Origin of the sequence: Pseudomonas ekonensis (genome assembly GCF_019145435.1) — a bacterium.
GTDB lineage: Bacteria > Pseudomonadota > Gammaproteobacteria > Pseudomonadales > Pseudomonadaceae > Aquipseudomonas > Aquipseudomonas ekonensis.
Map to the genome: position 1 here is coordinate 1,526,722 of NZ_JAHSTS010000001.1, position 15,419 is coordinate 1,542,140.

At 61.2% G+C, this 15,419-nt stretch carries 14 protein-coding genes and 4 tRNA genes; 15 read left to right on the forward strand and 3 right to left on the reverse strand.

Annotated features, from left to right (window positions below; all coding sequences use genetic code 11):
- The first annotated feature begins 44 nt into the window (after window positions 1–44).
- A complete protein-coding gene (locus KVG96_RS06965; RefSeq protein WP_217891358.1) occupies window positions 45–284 on the forward strand; it encodes a hypothetical protein in 240 nt (79 codons plus the stop codon).
- Between the two features lie 28 nt (window positions 285–312).
- Entirely contained in the window at window positions 313–1,062 is a 750-nt protein-coding gene (locus KVG96_RS06970) for a TerC family protein (protein ID WP_217891359.1), read from the forward strand.
- Window positions 1,063–1,134: 72 nt separating this feature from the next.
- Here KVG96_RS06970 and KVG96_RS06975 read toward each other — a convergent pair whose 3' ends face one another.
- Window positions 1,135–1,305, reverse strand: a complete 171-nt coding sequence (locus KVG96_RS06975; protein WP_217891360.1) for a hypothetical protein — start codon at window positions 1,303–1,305, stop codon at window positions 1,135–1,137.
- Window positions 1,306–1,533: 228 nt separating this feature from the next.
- Here KVG96_RS06975 and KVG96_RS06980 point away from each other — a divergent pair, with 228 nt between their 5' ends.
- Window positions 1,534–2,205 (forward strand): peptidase C39 family protein, encoded by a 672-nt coding sequence (locus KVG96_RS06980; protein ID WP_217891361.1) that lies wholly within the window; start codon window positions 1,534–1,536, stop codon window positions 2,203–2,205.
- Between the two features lie 98 nt (window positions 2,206–2,303).
- Window positions 2,304–2,507: a hypothetical protein gene (locus tag KVG96_RS06985; RefSeq protein ID WP_217891362.1), complete on the forward strand. Its 204-nt coding sequence runs from the start codon at window positions 2,304–2,306 to the stop codon at window positions 2,505–2,507.
- Between the two features lie 52 nt (window positions 2,508–2,559).
- Here KVG96_RS06985 and pbpG read toward each other — a convergent pair whose 3' ends face one another.
- Window positions 2,560–3,498, reverse strand: a complete 939-nt coding sequence (gene pbpG / locus KVG96_RS06990) for a D-alanyl-D-alanine endopeptidase (protein ID WP_085580083.1) — start codon at window positions 3,496–3,498, stop codon at window positions 2,560–2,562.
- Window positions 3,499–3,726: 228 nt separating this feature from the next.
- Window positions 3,727–4,581 carry a bifunctional methylenetetrahydrofolate dehydrogenase/methenyltetrahydrofolate cyclohydrolase FolD gene (folD, locus tag KVG96_RS06995; protein WP_217891363.1) on the reverse strand — a complete coding sequence of 285 codons (855 nt, stop codon included), beginning with the start codon at window positions 4,579–4,581 and terminating at the stop codon, window positions 3,727–3,729.
- A 275-nt stretch (window positions 4,582–4,856) separates the two neighbouring features.
- Between folD and KVG96_RS07000 the strand changes: the two genes are divergently transcribed.
- From KVG96_RS07000 to KVG96_RS07050, 11 genes are all read left to right on the forward strand, one after another.
- Window positions 4,857–4,933 (forward strand) — tRNA-Arg (locus KVG96_RS07000).
- A 32-nt stretch (window positions 4,934–4,965) separates the two neighbouring features.
- Window positions 4,966–5,041: transfer RNA gene (locus tag KVG96_RS07005), tRNA-His, on the forward strand.
- Between the two features lie 57 nt (window positions 5,042–5,098).
- Window positions 5,099–5,183: transfer RNA gene (locus tag KVG96_RS07010), tRNA-Leu, on the forward strand.
- Between the two features lie 77 nt (window positions 5,184–5,260).
- Window positions 5,261–5,336 (forward strand) — tRNA-His (locus KVG96_RS07015).
- Window positions 5,337–5,646: 310 nt separating this feature from the next.
- Window positions 5,647–6,957 (forward strand): trigger factor, encoded by a 1,311-nt coding sequence (gene tig, locus KVG96_RS07020; protein ID WP_085579642.1) that lies wholly within the window; start codon window positions 5,647–5,649, stop codon window positions 6,955–6,957.
- Window positions 6,958–7,049: 92 nt separating this feature from the next.
- The gene (clpP, locus tag KVG96_RS07025; protein WP_085579644.1) at window positions 7,050–7,685 is read left to right on the forward strand and encodes an ATP-dependent Clp endopeptidase proteolytic subunit ClpP; all 636 of its coding nucleotides are present in this window, start codon (window positions 7,050–7,052) and stop codon (window positions 7,683–7,685) included.
- 113 nt (window positions 7,686–7,798) lie between these two features.
- Window positions 7,799–9,082 carry an ATP-dependent Clp protease ATP-binding subunit ClpX gene (gene clpX / locus KVG96_RS07030; RefSeq protein ID WP_085579646.1) on the forward strand — a complete coding sequence of 428 codons (1,284 nt, stop codon included), beginning with the start codon at window positions 7,799–7,801 and terminating at the stop codon, window positions 9,080–9,082.
- A gap of 241 nt (window positions 9,083–9,323) precedes the next feature.
- Window positions 9,324–11,720, forward strand: coding sequence for an endopeptidase La (lon, locus tag KVG96_RS07035; RefSeq protein WP_085579648.1), 2,397 nt, complete (start codon window positions 9,324–9,326; stop codon window positions 11,718–11,720).
- 148 nt (window positions 11,721–11,868) lie between these two features.
- On the forward strand, window positions 11,869–12,141 hold the full coding sequence (locus tag KVG96_RS07040; RefSeq protein WP_008077714.1) for an HU family DNA-binding protein: 273 nt from the start codon (window positions 11,869–11,871) through the stop codon (window positions 12,139–12,141).
- Window positions 12,142–12,371: 230 nt separating this feature from the next.
- Entirely contained in the window at window positions 12,372–14,243 is a 1,872-nt protein-coding gene (locus KVG96_RS07045) for a SurA N-terminal domain-containing protein (RefSeq protein WP_217891364.1), read from the forward strand.
- Between the two features lie 226 nt (window positions 14,244–14,469).
- Window positions 14,470–15,348 carry a DUF2242 domain-containing protein gene (locus KVG96_RS07050; RefSeq protein ID WP_217891365.1) on the forward strand — a complete coding sequence of 293 codons (879 nt, stop codon included), beginning with the start codon at window positions 14,470–14,472 and terminating at the stop codon, window positions 15,346–15,348.
- The last annotated feature ends 71 nt before the right edge of the window (window positions 15,349–15,419 follow it).

Genomic DNA, 15,419 nt, shown 5'->3' on the forward strand with positions numbered 1-15,419 from the left:
GCCCGCCTGTGGGGCCGCTGTCTGATCCAATCGAGGGAAGCAAGATGAAACTCAAAGCCACGGCGGTGCTGATCGCGTCTTTACTGGTACTGGCCGGATGCGACCAGGCCGAAAAGAGCGCCCAGCAATTGATGGGGCAAGCGGCGGAAGCGGCCAAGCAGGCCATCGACGACACCCACAAGGCGGCGGAGCAGGCGCTCAGCGATGCCACCGGCAATCTGGCCGGCAAGAAAGAATCGAAGGATGACGACGGAAAATCCGAATCGTCCTCCCAGGAAATCTAAAACGTCTTACAAGAACCAGGACTGAACCATGGAATATCTGTTGGAACTCGCCGCCAGCCCCACCGCCTGGATTGCGCTCGCCACCCTGGTGGTGATGGAAATCGTGCTCGGCATCGATAACCTGATCTTTATCTCGATCCTGACCAACAAGCTGCCCGAGCAGCACCGTCAGAAAGCGCGGCGCATCGGCATCGGCATGGCGCTGATCCTGCGTCTGGGCCTGTTGAGCACCATCGCGTTCATCGTCCAGCTGACCGAGCCTGTGATCGAGATCTTCGGCCACGCGTTCTCCTGGAAGGACATCATCCTGATCGCCGGCGGCCTGTTCCTGCTGTGGAAAGCCACCACGGAGATCCATCACAGCATGGATCCGGCGCCGGAGGATCCGAAGACCGCCAGCTCCACGGTGACCTTGGGCTTCGCCGCCGCCATCGGGCAGATCCTGATGCTCGACCTGGTGTTCTCCATCGACAGCATCATCACCGCCGTCGGCATGACCGAACACCTGCCGATCATGATCATCGCGGTGCTGGTGTCGGTGTTGGTAATGCTCTTGGCGGCCGATCCGCTGGCCAAGTTCATCAACGACAACCCGACGGTGGTGATGCTGGCCCTGGGCTTCCTGATCATGATCGGCATGACGCTGATCGCCGAAGGTTTCGGCGCCCACGTGCCGAAAGGCTATGTGTATGCGGCGATGGCGTTCTCCGCGGCCATTGAGGTGCTGAACATGATGTCGCGCCGGGCCAGGCAGAAGCGCTTGCCGGCCGAAGGCTAAGCACCGCTGAACGAAAAGGCCGCCCGGGCTCTCGCGAGTCCGGGCGGCCTTTTTTGTTTTGGCGGTTATCGATCAGTGCGCGGTGACATGGCGGGCGCGGTGCCTGGCGGCCTTTTGCGCAGGTTCGGGGCGGGGCGGATGAGGGTGGTGGCGCCGGGCGATGCGCAGCACGCCCCACAACATGGCGGCGGCCACGGCCAGCCAGCCGGCTATCAGCATCATGATGGTCATCGTCAGGCTCATCGGTGCCTCCTCTTTGCCCTGCGTCGGGCGCACGCGTTCTCTGTCTTCAAGCCACAGTCTAGACGCTGGCGTGTTTCAGGCTATTGACCGAAGGTCGGGGGCGGCCAATCAGTTCGCTCTATGCCGGCGACGGGTCTGCGGTTTCGGGCTATACCGCAGCGTTGCGCCGTCCTATGATCGTCGGCCAGGCCGGAACACGACGACCGGCGTCTTTGATAGAGAGTGACGATGGTGCAGGTATTTTCTCGGATCCGCGCGGCGCTGCTGGCGGCAGGTTGCGCGGCCGCTCTGGCGGGATGCGCGGGCAGTGTGGCGCCGGAAGTCCAGCGCCTGCCGGAGCGGGTCGAACTCAGCGGCACGTTCTACCGCGGCGAGGCCAACCAAAGCGGGCCGCAGGTGCTGGCCAGCCTGTTGTCGCAGCAGGGCATCGTGATCACGCCGGGCCTTTTGGAGAAGCCGCTGCACCTGCCCCAGGCGCAAGACAAGTTGCAGCAGAACCTGCAGAACCTCGCCCGGGAATACGGCATGGTGGTCTATCCGCTGGACAGCCGGCTGCCGGCGCTGCTGACCCAGGTCGCCGCGGGTTATCCGGTGATGGTGCGCTTCAGCGAAGGGTCGGCCTTCTGGGCCGAGCCGCGCTACGCGATCCTCTCCGGTTATGACCGGAAAAAACAGACCGTGCTGCTGCGCGCCGGGATGAACCGGCGCGAGCTGATGGGCTTCGGCGCCTTCGAGTCCGCCCTGAACAAGGCCGGCGGTTGGGCGGTGCTGATCCAGAAACCTTCGCAGGTGCCGGCTTCGGTCGACCGCCAGCGCTGGCTGAAGGCCGCCGACGAGCTGGCCCAGGCCGGGCAGGAGCAGGAAGCGGCCCAGGCGCGCAAGGCGCTGGGGGCGCAGTAAGGCTCCGTTCGTCATCTCTGGGGCACGGTGTGGCGCATCGGGTTTCTTATGGTCAGAGGCCCGGTCGTTCCGGGCCGTATCCCGGATGCGAGGTGCACATGAGTACCGATTCGAGCTTCGATGACCATAAACCCGACAGCGTGCCGACCACGGCGGAACCCGAGGTGGATCCGGTGCTGGACCCTGAAAGCCCGCTGCGCGACCCGTTGGCCCGTCCGGCGGTGGTGACGCCCCATGCACGGGATCCGAGCGCCGGCGACGGCATTCCCGACGATGACCAAATGCCGCTGCCCAACGACTGAAACCGCAGACGAAAAAAAGCCCCGAACGTTCGGGGCTTTGTCGTTTCGCGGGTTACTTGGACGCTTCGACCACGTTGCCGGGGCGGTTCTTCAGGTTCTTCGCCGCCTTGTACTGCAGCGCCGCCGCCGGTGCGTTGGTGCTCTTGCCGGTCTCCACCCAGCTGCGGATGCGGCTGGCGTCGGCGAAGTGGGTGTACTTGCCGAACGCGTCGAGGATCACCAGGGTCACCGGGCGGTTGCCCATGCGGGTCACCAGCACCAGGCAATGCCCGGCCGGGTTGGTGAAGCCGGTCTTGGTGATCTTGATGTCCCAGTCCGCCTTGTTCACCAGATGATCGGTGTTGCGAAAGCCCAGGGTGTAGTTGGGCTTGCGGAACGACACGGTCTTTTCCTTGGTGGTGGTCAGTTCGCTGAGGATCGGATGCTTGTGCGCGGCCACCAGCAGTTTGCTCAGGTCGCGGGCGGTGGACACGTTGCGCTCCGACAGGCCGGTCGGCTCGACGAAATGGGTGCTGGTCATGCCCAGGGCCTTGGCCTTGGCGTTCATCGCGGCGATGAACGCTGCGTAGCCGCCCGGATAGTGGTGGGCGAGGCTTGCGGCCGCCCGGTTTTCCGAGGACATGAGCGCGATCAGCAGCATCTCGCGGCGCGGCAGCTCGCTTCGCAGTTTGACCCGGGAGAACACGCCCTTCATTTCCGGGGTGTTGCTGATGTCGACGTCGATCCACTCGTCCATGTTCTGTCGCGCTTCCACAACCACCAGGCCGGTCATCAGCTTGCTCACGGAGGCGATCGGCACGACCACGTCCGGGTTGCTGGAATAGATGACTTTATTGGTCTGCATGTCCATCAGCAGGGCGCTGCCGGAGGCGATCTTCAGTTGCGAGGCGTCTCGGGGGGCAGCGGTGGTTTCGGCGGCATCGGCCGTTGGCGTGAGGAGTGTGCCTGAAAATGCAAAAACCAGGCTCAGGATGGAGAGGCGAATATTCACGCGGGCGAACTCGTAAGGGTTGGAAATGCCGTTTTTGTAACGGCTTGTGTCGTAAAAACGACGCATTGTAGGAGTATGGCCGAAGAACTGTCGATGGTTGTTCGAGAGGCATGAAAAAGTCGTGAAAAGCCCTGTGAAAATAGGGGTTTCCGGCGAACGGTAAAGGTTTTTTCGAGGGCATGAAAAACCCCGCGCAAGGCGGGGTTCTCAGGGTGCGGAAAACGCGGCTCAGCCGTGCAGGGTTTCTGCCGCGTAGAGCGTGTTTTCCAGCAGGCAGGCGCGGGTCATCGGGCCGACGCCGCCCGGCACCGGCGTGATCCAGCCGGCGCGGGGCAGGGCGGTCTCGTACACCACGTCGCCCACCAGCTTGCCGTCTTCCTGGCGGTTGATGCCGACGTCGATCACGATCGCGCCTTCCTTGATCCACTCGCCCTTGACCAGGCCCGGCTTGCCGGCGGCGACCACCACCAGGTCGGCGCGGCCGACGTGGCCGGCCAGATCCTTGGTGAAACGGTGGGTGACGGTCACGGTGCAGCCGGCCAGCAGCAGCTCCATCGCCATCGGGCGGCCGACGATGTTGGAAGCGCCGACGACCACGGCGTGCATGCCGTAAAGGTCGGCGCCGGTGCTTTCCAGCAGGGTCATGATGCCTTTGGGGGTGCACGGGCGCAGCAGCGGGATGCGCTGGGCCAGGCGGCCGACGTTATAAGGGTGGAAACCGTCGACGTCCTTGTCCGGACGGATGCGCTCCAGCAGCTTGGAGGCGTCCAGGTGCTCCGGCAGCGGGAGCTGGAGCAGGACGCCGTCGATCGCCGGGTCGTCGTTCAGGCGGTCGATCAGGTCGGTCAGCGCCTGCTGGGTGGTGTCGGAAGGCAGGTCGTAGGCCTGGGAAAGGAAGCCGACCTCTTCACAGTCTTTACGCTTGTGCGAGACATAAACTTGAGAGGCAGGATCGCTGCCGACCAGGATCACCGCCAGGCCCGGCGTGCGCAGGCCTTGCTCGCGACGCTCTGCGACCCGTTGGGCGATCTGCTGGCGCAGGCTGGCGGCGATGGATTTGCCGTCGATTAGTTGTGCAGTCATTGCGCGTGATTAACCATCGAGAGGGGAAAAAATGAGAACGCATTCTCGCATGTCAGGCGGTGAGGGCAAAGTCGCTTGGTCTGCAAATTCCCCTAACCCCTTTAATTAAATGAATTTTTTTCAAAAAGGATTTGACGGTCTTCAGGTGTCTCTATACTATTCGTCGCACTTGTCGGGCACAGCCTAGCACTGGTTAAGAAAGTCGAGCGGAATCAAGGTTCTGCAAGGCCGGAAAGCACTTAGTTTGTAGTCCTCCAAGGGTACAGATTAACAAGGCGCCCGTAGCTCAGCTGGATAGAGCATCCGCCTTCTAAGCGGATGGTCGCAGGTTCGAGTCCTGCCGGGTGCGCCATTAGGCAGCATTGGCACAAGTAGCGCGATATGGTGGGCGTAGCTCAGTTGGTAGAGCACGGGATTGTGACTCCCGTTGTCGTGGGTTCGATCCCCATCGTCCACCCCATATTCAAAAGGCGCCAGATTTAACGGTCTGGCGCCTTTGCTTTAACCGCTTCAAGTCGCGGATGTGGTGGAATTGGTAGACACACTGGATTTAGGTTCCAGCGCCGCGAGGCGTAAGAGTTCGAGTCTCTTCATCCGCACCAATCAAGGCTTCATTCATGCCGCAGGCTTGGTTGAGGTATCGCAAAGGGGCTGAAAGGCTTTTTTGACACGCAATATGGTGGGCGTAGCTCAGTTGGTAGAGCACGGGATTGTGACTCCCGTTGTCGTGGGTTCGATCCCCATCGTCCACCCCATATTTCGAAAGGCGCCAGATTTAACAGTCTGGCGCCTTTTTTGTTTCGGCGGTCCGCGTTTTGGGGCCGGCTGTCAGGGAGATGCTGGCGCGCCTCTTCTATATATAGAATGGTCGGCACGACCCCCTGGCGGGATTGTTGTATTCGCCTGCGGAGCGCGGTGCATCCGTGCATCCGCACCGGAAAACCGCCTGCTGCGTTTCCACCTGATTTCAGTAGGGTGACTTCTTGAGTTTGACCCACTAGAATGCATGCCCTTGATTCTGGGGTCGGAAACGGCCGGCCAACGTCTGTGCAACGAGGAATATCCATGCAAGTTTCTGTTGAAAATACTACTGCTCTTGAGCGCCGCATGAGCGTCACCGTGCCGGCCGAGCGCATCGAGAGCCAGGTCAACAAGCGTCTGCAGCAGACTGCCCAAAAGGCCAAGATTGCTGGCTTCCGTCCAGGCAAAGTGCCAATGAGCGAAATCAAGCGCCGTTTCGGTGCCGATGCTCGTCAGGAAGCGGTGGGCGACGTGATCCAGTCCTCCTTCTACGAAGCCGTGGTCGAGCAAAAGCTGAACCCGGCCGGTTCGCCTTCGATCGAGCCGAAATCCCTGGAAGCCGGCAAGGACCTGGAATACGTAGCCGTATTCGAAGTGTTCCCTGAGTTCACCGTCGCCGGTTTCGACGGCATCACCGTCGAGCGCCTGAGCGCCGACGTGGCTGACGCCGACCTGGACAAGATGCTGGACATCCTGCGCAAGCAGAACACCCGTTTCGAAGTGGCCGAGCGCGCTGCCCAGAACGAAGACCAGCTGAACATCGATTTCGTCGGCAAGGTCGACGGCGAAGCGTTCGCCGGCGGTTCCGCCAAGGGCACCCAACTGGTGCTGGGCTCCGGCCGCATGATCCCGGGCTTCGAAGAAGGCCTGGTCGGCGCCAAGGCCGGTGAAGAGCGCGTTCTGAACCTGACCTTCCCAGAGGACTACCAGAACCTGGATCTGGCCGGCAAGACCGCCGAGTTCACCGTGACCGTCAACACCGTTTCCGAGCCTCAGCTGCCTGAGCTGAACGAAGCCTTCTTCGCCCAGTTCGGCATCAAGGAATCGGGCCTGGAAGGTTTCCGCACCGAAGTTCGCAAGAACATGGAGCGCGAACTGCGTCAGGCGATCAAGTCCAAGGTGAAGAACCAGGTTATGGACGGTCTGCTGGCCACCAACCCGATCGAAGTGCCGAAGGCGCTGCTGTCCAACGAAGTCGACCGTCTGCGCGTGCAGGCCGTCCAGCAGTTCGGCGGCAACATCAAGCCTGACCAACTGCCGGCCGAGCTGTTCGAAGAGCAAGCCAAGCGCCGTGTGGTGCTGGGCCTGATCGTGGCTGAAGTGGTCAAGCAGAACGACCTCAAGCCTGACGAAGCGCGCGTTCGCGAAATGATCCAGGAAATGGCTTCGGCTTACCAAGAGCCAGAGCAAGTAGTGTCCTGGTACTACAAGAACGAGCAGCAACTGAACGAAGTCCGTTCGGTTGTGCTGGAAGAACAAGTTGTGGATACTGTTCTGCAGAAAGCTAGCGTGACCGACAAATCGGTCTCTTACGAAGAAGCGGTCAAGCCGGTAGAAGCTCCAAAAGCCGACTGATTGTTCCTGCGTTAAGAAGTACACACATAAGCCAGCCTTCGCGCTGGCTTATGTGCATTCAAGACATAACTATTTGGGAGTGACTGCAGAGCATGTTCCGAAATTCTTATATTCAGCAGAACTCTGATGTCCAGGCCGCCGGCGGCCTGGTCCCGATGGTTGTCGAGCAATCCGCTCGCGGCGAGCGCGCCTACGACATCTACTCGCGTCTTCTCAAGGAGCGGGTGATCTTCCTGGTCGGCCCTGTCGAAGACTACATGGCCAACCTGATCTGCGCGCAACTGCTGTTCCTTGAGGCGGAAAACCCGGACAAGGACATCCATCTCTATATCAACTCGCCGGGCGGTTCGGTGACCGCGGGCATGTCGATCTACGACACCATGCAGTTCATCAAGCCGAACGTGTCGACGACCTGTATCGGTCAAGCGTGCAGCATGGGCGCTTTCCTGCTGACCGCCGGTGCGCCGGGCAAGCGCTACTGCCTGCCGAACTCGCGCGTGATGATTCACCAGCCGCTGGGCGGTTTCCAGGGCCAGGCCTCGGATATCGAGATCCACGCCAAGGAAATCCTGTTCATCCGCGAGCGCCTCAACACGCTGATGGCCAAGCACAGCGGGCGCACGCTCGAGGAAATCGAGCGCGACACCAACCGCGACAACTTCATGAGCGCCCACGCAGCGCGCGAGTACGGCTTGATCGATGAAGTGATCGAGCAGCGTCCCGCTTAAAACAAGCAGCCCGAAAACAAGGCAGGTCGGCAGGTCCGATCACCTGCGGGCTTGAAAAAGCCCGCAATAGCCTTCATCTTGTGTTGCAAGCCTATCGGATTTGGATCGATCGAATGACTGACACCCGCAACGGCGAGGACAACGGCAAGCTGCTTTATTGCTCCTTCTGTGGCAAAAGCCAGCATGAAGTACGCAAATTGATTGCCGGCCCCTCGGTCTTTATCTGCGACGAGTGCGTCGACCTGTGCAATGACATCATCCGCGAGGAGGTGCAGGAGGCACAGGCCGAAAGCAGCGCGCATAAACTGCCTTCGCCCAAAGAAATCAGCGGCATCCTTGATCAGTACGTGATCGGTCAGGAGCGTGCCAAGAAGGTTCTGGCGGTAGCGGTGTACAACCACTACAAGCGTCTGAACCAGCGTGACAAGAAAAGTGACGATGTCGAGCTCGGCAAGAGCAACATCCTGCTGATCGGCCCGACCGGCTCGGGCAAGACCCTGCTGGCCGAAACCCTGGCCCGCCTGCTGAACGTTCCGTTCACCATCGCCGACGCAACGACCCTCACCGAGGCGGGTTACGTGGGCGAAGACGTCGAGAACATCATTCAGAAGCTGCTGCAGAAGTGCGACTACGACGTGGAAAAGGCCCAGATGGGCATTGTCTACATCGACGAAATCGACAAGATCTCGCGCAAGTCCGACAACCCGTCGATCACGCGCGACGTGTCCGGCGAAGGCGTGCAGCAGGCCTTGCTCAAGCTGATCGAAGGCACCGTCGCCTCCGTTCCGCCGCAAGGTGGCCGCAAGCATCCGCAGCAGGAGTTCCTGCAGGTCGACACCCGCAACATCCTGTTCATCTGCGGCGGTGCGTTCTCCGGCCTGGAAAAGGTCATCCAGAACCGCTCCACCAAGGGCGGCATCGGCTTCAACGCCGAAGTGCGCAGCAAGGAAGAGGGCAAGAAGGTCGGTGAATCCCTGCGTGAGGTCGAGCCTGACGATCTGGTCAAGTTCGGTCTGATCCCGGAATTCGTCGGTCGTCTGCCGGTGCTGGCGACCCTGGACGAGCTGGACGAGGCTGCGCTGATGCAGATCCTCACCGAGCCGAAGAACGCGTTGACCAAGCAGTACGCCAAGCTGTTCGAGATGGAAGGCGTGGATCTGGAGTTCCGCTCCGATGCGCTGAAGTCCGTCGCCAAGCGTGCCCTGGAGCGCAAGACCGGTGCCCGCGGCCTGCGTTCGATCCTCGAAGGCGTGCTGCTCGACACGATGTACGAAATCCCGTCGCAGTCCGACGTGAGTAAAGTCGTGATCGATGAAAGCGTCATAGAAGGCAAGTCCAAGCCACTGTACATCTACGAGAACAGTGAGCCGACCGCCAAGGCAGCGCCGGACGCGTAAGCGTCCACCATGCCGGATCAGGAAGGGGCCTTCGGGCCCCTTTGCTTTTTCGGGCGCAGGCGATCCGGCGCAAGCGGGCCGGGCTGTTCCCACTGCATTCAATCCCTGCGCACGCACGCGTAAGTCGTGATTTTTCAAGCCGATCCTTTATCCGCTTGTATTTTTCGAATGCAGCCCCCATCTTGGATTCAAGCTTACTTCCATCCTTTTACGGCCATCTGGCCGACGCAGAGGCGAAATCATGAAGACAACCATCGAATTGCCTCTCCTGCCATTGCGTGATGTCGTGGTCTATCCGCACATGGTTATCCCGCTGTTCGTGGGACGCGAGAAGTCCATCGAAGCCCTCGAGGCAGCGATGGCGGGCGACAAGCAGATCCTGCTGCTGGCCCAGAGAAACCCGGCCGACGACGATCCCGGCGAAGAGGCTCTCTACCGCGTAGGCACCATCGCCACCGTTCTGCAATTGCTCAAGCTGCCTGATGGCACGGTCAAGGTGCTGGTCGAAGGCGAGCAGCGTGGCACCGTCGAGCGTTTCAGCGAAGTCGACGGCCACTGCCGCGCCGAAGTGTCGCTCATCGAAGAGACCGACGCCGCCGAGCGCGAATCCGAAGTGTTCGTGCGCAGCCTGCTGTCGCAGTTCGAACAATATGTGCAACTGGGCAAGAAAGTCCCGGCCGAAGTCCTGTCGTCGCTCAACAGCATCGATGAGCCGGGCCGCCTGGTGGACACCATGGCCGCGCACATGGCGCTCAAGATCGAGCAGAAGCAGGAGATCCTGGAGATCGTCGACCTGTCGGCCCGGGTCGAGCACGTCCTGGCGCTGCTGGACGCCGAAATTGACCTGCTGCAGGTCGAGAAGCGCATCCGCGGTCGCGTCAAGAAGCAGATGGAGCGCAGTCAGCGCGAGTACTACCTGAACGAGCAGATGAAGGCCATTCAGAAAGAGCTCGGCGACAGCGACGAAGGCCACAACGAAGTCGAAGACCTGAAGAAGCGCATCGACGCCGCCGGCCTGCCGAAAGACGCATTGGCCAAGGCGACCGCCGAGCTGAACAAGCTCAAGCAGATGTCGCCGATGTCCGCCGAAGCCACTGTGGTGCGCTCGTACATCGACTGGCTGGTGCAGGTGCCGTGGAAGGCCCAGAGCAAGGTGCGCCTGGACCTGGCCCGTGCCGAAGACATTCTCGATGCCGACCACTACGGCCTCGAGGAGGTCAAGGAGCGCATCCTTGAGTACCTCGCCGTGCAGAAGCGCGTGAAGAAAATCCGTGGCCCGGTGCTGTGCCTGGTCGGCCCTCCGGGCGTGGGCAAGACCTCGCTGGCGGAGTCGATCGCCCACGCCACCAACCGCAAGTTCGTGCGCATGGCCCTGGGCGGCGTGCGTGACGAGGCGGAAATCCGTGGCCACCGTCGGACCTACATCGGTTCGATGCCAGGAAGATTGATTCAAAAGATGACAAAGGTGGGCGTGCGCAACCCGCTGTTCCTGCTCGATGAAATCGACAAGATGGGCAGCGACATGCGCGGCGATCCGGCGTCGGCGTTGCTGGAAGTGCTCGATCCGGAGCAGAACCACAACTTCAACGACCACTATCTGGAAGTCGACTACGACCTCTCCGACGTGATGTTCCTGTGCACCTCCAACTCGATGAACATCCCGCCGGCGCTGCTGGACCGGATGGAAGTGATCCGTCTGCCGGGCTACACCGAGGACGAGAAGATCAACATCGCGGTCAAGTACCTGTCGCCGAAGCAGATCCAGGCCAACGGCCTGAAGAAGGGCGAACTGGAGTTCGACGAGGAAGCGATCCGCGACATCATCCGTTACTACACCCGTGAAGCCGGTGTGCGCGGTCTGGAACGTCAGATCGCCAAGGTCTGCCGCAAGGCGGTCAAGGAGCACGCGCTGGAAAAACGCTTCTCGGTGAAAGTGACAGCTGACCTGCTGGAGCATTTCCTGGGCGTACGCAAGTTCCGCTACGGTCTGGCCGAGCAGCAGGATCAGATCGGACAGGTGACTGGCCTGGCCTGGACTCAGGTCGGCGGCGAACTGCTGACCATCGAAGCCGCTGTCGTGCCGGGCAAGGGGCAACTGATCAAGACCGGTTCGCTGGGCGACGTGATGGTCGAATCGATCACCGCGGCCCAGACCGTGGTGCGCAGCCGCGCCAAGAGCCTGGGCATTCCGCTGGACTTCCACGAGAAGCGCGATACCCACATCCACATGCCGGAAGGGGCGACCCCGAAAGACGGCCCGAGCGCCGGTGTAGGCATGTGCACCGCCCTGGTGTCGGCTTTGACGGGCATTCCTGTGCGTGCCGATGTCGCCATGACCGGCGAGATCACCCTGCGCGGCCAGGTGCTGGCCATCGGCGGCCTGAAGGAGAAGCTGCTGGCGGCCCACCGCGGCGGAATCAAGATCGTCATTATCCCGGAAGAGAACGTGCGCGATCTGAAGGAAATTCCGGACAATATCAAGCAGGATCTGCAGATCAAACCGGTTAAATGGATTGACGAAGTCCTGCAAATTGCGCTGCAATACGCGCCGGAGCCCTTGCCGGATGTGGCTCCGGAGATAGTTGCCAAGGACGAAAAACGTGAGTCTGACTCTAAGGAAAGAATTAGCACGCATTAGTACGCATTTGCCTGGGGGGCTTCCTTGACAGCTTTTTAGAGCCCTTGTTATAAAGCGGCTCTTAAGTGTCTGTAGGCCATTCAGCACTCGTTTTTGCTTTCACCAAAAAACTTAGAATCATACTCAAATAGATATAAGGGGACTTAGAGTGAACAAGTCGGAACTGATTGATGCTATCGCTGCATCCGCTGATATCCCGAAAGCTGCTGCTGGCCGTGCGCTGGACGCTGTAATCGAATCCGTCACTGGCGCTCTGAAGGCTGGCGACTCCGTAGTTCTGGTTGGTTTCGGCACTTTCTCCGTGACCGATCGTCCAGCTCGCGTTGGTCGCAACCCACAGACCGGCAAGACGCTGCAAATCGCTGCTGCTAAAAAGCCAGGTTTCAAAGCCGGTAAAGCCCTGAAAGAAGCTGTCAACTGAGTTCGATTCAGGTTTTTACCCATCCGGGTCGGGGTCAAGCCTGACTTGGCAGCGGGGCGGTAGGGCAGGCGAGCCGAAGCGTTGCCTGCCACGCCGGGATCGAGGGTTCGAGCCCAGTCCGCTCCGTCAGTTTCGAGAAGGCGCATCCTCGGGTGCGCCTTTCTTCTATCCGGATTCTACCCACGCTCCACGGTTGCCCACTCTGAAGTACAACCGTTTCTGGGGGACGCATGCTGCAGAACATCAGGGACAATTCACAAGGCTGGATTGCCAAGACCATCATCGGAGTCATCGTCGTACTGATGGCTCTGACCGGTTTCGACGCCATTTTCAAGGCTGCCACTCACAAGAATGAGGCAGCCAAGGTCAATGGCGAAGAAATCAGCCAAAACGAGCTGAGCCAGGCCGTCGACATGCAGCGCCGTCAGCTGATGCAACAGCTGGGCAAGGATTTCGACGCTTCTCTGCTCGACGAAAAACTGTTGCGCGATTCGGCCCTCAAGGGCCTGATCGACCGCAAGCTGCTGCTGCAAGGCGCTGAGCAGTCGAAGTTCGCGTTCTCGGAGGCTGCGCTGGATCAGGTGATCCTGCAGACGCCTGAGTTCCAGGTGGACGGCAAGTTCAGCTCCGAGCGCTTCGACCAGGTGATCCGTCAGTTGGGTTACAGCCGCATGCAGTTCCGCCAGATGCTGGCCCAGGAAATGCTGATCGGCCAACTGCGCGCCGGCGTCGCCGGCAGCGGCTTCGTCACCGACGCCCAGGTGCTGGCGTTCGCCCGCCTGGAGAAGCAGACCCGCGACTTCGCGGCGCTGAACGTCAAGGCCGACCCGGCCGCGGTCAAGCTGACCGATGACGAGGTCAAGGCTTACTACGACGAGCACGCCAAGGAATTCATGACCCCGGATCAAGTGGTCATCGATTACCTGGAGCTGAAAAAGGCATCGTTCTTCGACCAGGTGTCCGTCAAGGACGAAGACCTGCAGGCGGCCTATCAGAAAGAGATCGCCAACCTGTCGGAACAGCGTCGTGCGGCGCACATCCTGATCGAAGTCAACGGCAAGACCACCGAGGCCCAGGCCAAGGCGAAGATCGAAGACATCCAGACACGTCTGGCCAAGGGCGAGAAGTTCGAAGCGCTGGCCAAGGAGTTCTCCCAGGATCCGGGTTCGGCGAACAACGGCGGCGACCTGGGCTATGCCGGTCCCGGCGTGTACGACCCGGCTTTCGAGAAAGCCTTGTACTCGCTGGCCAAGGATCAGGTGTCCGCACCGGTGCGCACCGATTTCGGTTTCCACCTGATCAAGCTGTTGGGCGTCGAGGCGCCTGAGGTGCCGACGCTGGCGAGCCTGAAGGACCAGCTGACCCGCGAGCTGAAGGCCCAGCAGGTCGAGCAGCGTTTCGTCGAGGCCACCAAGCAACTGGAAGACTCTTCGTTCGAATCCTCTGACCTGGCCCAGCCGGCGCAGGACCTGAAGCTGACCGTGCACACCTCCAAGCCGTTCGGCCGCGAGGGCGGTGAAGGCGTTGCCGCCAACCGTGCCGTGGTGACGGCTGCGTTCAGCACCGAAGTGCTGGATGACGGCGCCAACAGCACCGCCATCGAACTGGATCCGGAAACCGTGATCGTGCTGCGCGCCAAGGAGCACCTCAAGCCTGCTCAACTGCCGCTGGAAAGCGTGGCTGCGGCCATCCGCACCCAGTTGGTCAAGGAGCATGCCAGCGCGGCCGCCAAGACCCGTGCCGATCAGTTGATCGCCAGTCTGCGCGACGGCAAGGCGCCGGCCGACAAGGCGGTGGACGGTCAGAGCTGGAAAGTCACCGAAGCGGCCACCCGTGCCCAGGAAGGCGTCGATCCGGCGGTGCTGCAAGCGCTGTTCCGCATGCCGAAGCCGGCCGCCAAGGACAAGCCTACCTTCAGCAGCATCACCCTGCCGGACGGTGGCGTGACCATCGTGCGCCTGAACGGCGTGAACGAAGGCGCCGCGCCGACCGAAGAAGAGAAGGCGCAGTACCGTCGCTTCCTCGCCTCCCGCGAGGGCCAGCAAGACTTCGCGGCTTACCGCAAGCAGCTGGAAGGCCAGGCGGACATCAAGCGTTACTGATGTTCGGTTGAGCGCAAAACGTCAGGCCCCGGATGAAAATCCGGGGCCTTTTCGTTTCCGGCGGGCGGCGGATGACAGTATTTTCATCGAACGTTTGTCGGTGCGACTTTTTCCGGCCATCCATGACCGGTACAGTTGTAACCGAATCAAGACACTAATCCATGCGCCGCGGGGTGGCGATCTGATGCACAATACGCCCCGGACCGTTTTTCCCTCAGGATGTTCAATGTTGAATTCAATACCCGTGCGTTTCTTCGGGTTGGCGCTGTTGCTGACCGCCGCTGCCGGCTGCTCCAAGGACAAGCCCGTTTACGAGCACGAGAACTTCGATGACTCCGGCACGTTCTCGCGCAACTATCCGGTGAGCGACATCGTCAGTTGCGAAGCGGCCCGCCGTGCGTTGCTCAGTCAGGGTTACATCATCACCAGCAGCGACCCGAAACTGGTCAGCGGCCACAAGAGTTTCCAGCAGACCGGCGAGAACCACCTGGAAATCAGCTTCAACGTCGTGTGCGCCGAGGACAACAGCGCCGGCCACCATGCCACGGTGTTCGCCAACGCCCTGCAGGATCGCTACGCACTGAAGAAAATCAACAACTCCGCGAGCCTGGGTGTCGGTGTGCTGGGTTCGGTGTCGATGCCGATCGGCTCGTCGGACGACTCGATGGTGAAGGTGGCCAGCGAGACGGTGTCGTCGCAGAAGTTCTATGAGCGTTTCTTCACGCTGGTCGAGCTGTTCCTGCCGGCGGACGCCAAGAAGGCAGCGCACATCACCGAGAAGCCGAAGACCGACCTGGGCGTGCCCGAGGCCAAAACGACGCCGGCGGCCGAAGCGCCTGCGCCGGCCGCAGAGCCTGTGGCGGCACCGGCGCCGGCTCCGGCGGTGCAGGCCGCTCCGGCTGCGGCCGAAACGGCGCCAGCGCCGGTGGAGGCGACACCCGTCAGTGCGCAACCCGTGACCCCGCCCGCCGAAACGGCACCGGTCACGTCGGCGCCAAGCGCGGAACCTGCTTCCGCCACGGAAGCCATCACGCCGCCGGCCAACCCTGCGGACCTGGCGCCGCCGTCCGAGCCGATTTCGGCGCTGCCCGCTGCCGGCCAGTGACATGGGCAGGAGCGGTCAGTCCGCTCCTGCGACGGCACCTTAAAAAAACGCGATAAATTCCCCTCTGGCTG